Origin of the sequence: uncultured Veillonella sp. (assembly GCF_915069625.1) — a bacterium.
Taxonomy (GTDB): domain Bacteria; phylum Bacillota; class Negativicutes; order Veillonellales; family Veillonellaceae; genus Veillonella.
The window spans coordinates 1-2,654 of the sequence record NZ_CAJZFD010000211.1 but is presented as its reverse complement, the minus strand read 5'-3'; the positions used below and the strand labels follow the sequence as shown (position 1 = coordinate 2,654).

Sequence of the window (2,654 nt, the reverse complement as noted above, 5' to 3'; positions counted from 1 at the left end):
GACGCATTATGAAAGACGAGCGATTTATAGTTACGTATCGAATAGAAGCAAGTTCGTATGAAGAGGCAAAGGCCATTGCCTGGGCTGTTCAGGTAGAACAAACCATAGAGTTTCCTTATGAGTTTGTAACGGATCCGTACATTAAAGGCACTATCACTGGCAGATTGGAGTCCTTAGAACCTATGAGTTCTGATTCTACATATGCCAATGTAGGGGTTATGCCTAATGTTACGATAAATCCGTCTCATTACTATGTGGCTCGTATTTCCTATCTTGTAGATACAACAGCGCTAGAAGCAACGCAATTCTTAAACGTAGTCTTTGGTAACTCATCGTTACAACCACATATTTGGGTAGTTGATATTGAACTCTGTCCAACTTTATATGATGTATTTAAAGGCCCTCAATTTGGCTTGCAAGGACTTCGTCAATTGGTTGAAACGCCAACGCGTCCTATGATTCAGGCCGTAGTAAAACCTATGGGAACACCGAATGAAGAGCTCGCTCGTATGTGCGGTGCTTATACACGTGGTGGGGCAGATGTTATTAAAGATGACCACGGTATTTCTAATCAGTCATTCTCTCAATTTAAAGATCGTGTACAACGATGTGCTGCCACGGTGCGTGAAATGAATGAAGCCCATGGTACACATACATTATATGCAGCTAATGTGTCTGGTGATGGTACAGACGTAATAGAGCGAGCTTATTTTGCAAAAGATGCAGGTGCTACAGCTCTTATGGTGGCTTCCGGTCTTGTGGGATTTGGATGGCTTCATAAATTAGCAAATGATGAAAAGTTAGGCTTACCAATCATTCATCATCCTGCTTACTCTGGTGGCTTTATGAGCCCTGGTGTATCTGGTATTGCCGACTATTTGCAATTGGGATTGTTACCACGTATCTTTGGTGCAGATATGCCTATCTTTGTATCCTATGGTGGACGTTTTACTTTCACCGAAGATCAATGTAAGAGAATTTCCTCTTATATTAAACATCCATTTGGATTGATGAAAGCAGCCTGTCCAGCACCGGGTGGTGGTGTAACAGATGCTCGTCTCAATGAACTGGTAGAGTTGTATGGAAATGATACGATGTTCCTCGTTGGTGGTGACATGTTCCGCCGTGGACCAGATATTGAAGCTAATATGGCATACTTTGTAGAACGGTTGAGTGAATTATCTAAAACCAATTAATGATTGTGTTAGTGAAAGTGATAACAGATTGACTTTCACAGACGTATGTAAAGAATTATGATTTAGTATATGGAGTGTTTTGATGAGTGAATCCTCACCGTTGGAGGTCCATGTTCTTGCTAGTGGTAGCAAAGGCAATTGTACAGTAATAAAAAAAGGGAACTCCGTCATATTGCACGATGTGGGCATTAGTTGTCGACGTATCGTCAATGGTTTAAAAGAATTGCATATCGATATGGCACAGGTAGAGGGCATTTTTATCAGTCATGAACATAGTGATCATATTGCAGGTCTTCAACAATTGTTGAAACGTTTTGATATCCCTGTGTATACGAAACAAGGGACGTGGCGTGAAATTCAAGATAAGTTAATTGTGCCAAAGAACCAATTAATCGAATTGACTAAGGGCAGCCTCTCTCTTGGTAACCTTGTAGTCGAGTCGTTTGGCGTTAGTCATGATGCGGCTGATCCAATAGGTATTAATGTATTTGCTGGAAAAGATAAGGCTACTGTCGTTACCGATACAGGTGTAATTTCTGATAGTATCTTACATCGTATGGATGATACGACTTTGTTAGTACTAGAAGCCAATTATGATCCTCATATGTTACGGTTTGGTCCTTATCAACCATTTTTAAAACAACGTGTTGCCAGCGATGAAGGCCATTTAAGCAATGAAATGGCTGCCCAAGCTTTGCTCATGATGAAGCGACCTGACTTTATGCAAGTTATTTTGGCCCATCGTTCTGAAAATAACAATAATGCCGTCCTTGTTACCCAAACGATTGGGAAAATGCTCGTAGATGGTGGCGTTCGCATTGGACCGGAAATGAAATTGCAACATGGACAACCTAATGAAATTGTGTCTATGCAATCTGTAAAGAGGTAGAGTATGAGATTTTATGTAGTTTGTATTGGCAAGTTAAAAGACGCTTACTTGCGCGATGGGGTAGCAGAATTTGTAAAACGTATGCGTCCATACGGGGGCATTACGATTACAGAATTAAATGAAAGTAAAATTGGAGACAAACCAAGTGATGCAGATCGTAAACAAGTCGTTGTAGAAGAGGGGGAACGGCTATTAAAAGCAGTTCCTAAGAACGCCTATACCGTTTTGCTTGATGTGTATGGTAAAACGATGTCCTCTGAAGAGTTAGCTAAAACAATAGCTAAACTAGAAGTCGATGGTATAAGTGATATGGCTTTCATCGTTGGCGGTGCTTTTGGTGTAAGCGATGAGTTGCGCAAGTCCGTGAATTATAAATTATCCTTTAGCCCTATGACGTTTACCCATCAAATGGTACGCTTATTGCTAGTAGAGCAAATTTATAGAGCATCTAAAATTAATCGCAATGAACCATATCATTGGTGATGTAGTTAATTTAAATAGATCGTATCGATTGAATAAATAATATATATTATGATGAGTGTAGATTGCTTTAGTATCAGTATAAGAAA

General features: G+C 39.9%; 3 protein-coding genes. All 3 read left to right on the top strand.

All coding sequences use genetic code 11. From position 1 onward, the window contains the following. The first annotated feature begins 8 nt into the window (after positions 1-8). A complete protein-coding gene (locus tag QZ548_RS08945; RefSeq protein WP_119208539.1) occupies positions 9-1,196 on the top strand; it encodes a RuBisCO large subunit C-terminal-like domain-containing protein in 1,188 nt (395 codons plus the stop codon). A gap of 82 nt (positions 1,197-1,278) precedes the next feature. Then, positions 1,279-2,085: an MBL fold metallo-hydrolase gene (locus QZ548_RS08940; RefSeq protein WP_119208538.1), complete on the top strand. Its 807-nt coding sequence runs from the start codon at positions 1,279-1,281 to the stop codon at positions 2,083-2,085. 3 nt (positions 2,086-2,088) lie between these two features. Further along, positions 2,089-2,568: a 23S rRNA (pseudouridine(1915)-N(3))-methyltransferase RlmH gene (gene rlmH / locus QZ548_RS08935; RefSeq protein WP_005385984.1), complete on the top strand. Its 480-nt coding sequence runs from the start codon at positions 2,089-2,091 to the stop codon at positions 2,566-2,568. Positions 2,569-2,654: the final 86 nt, after the last annotated feature.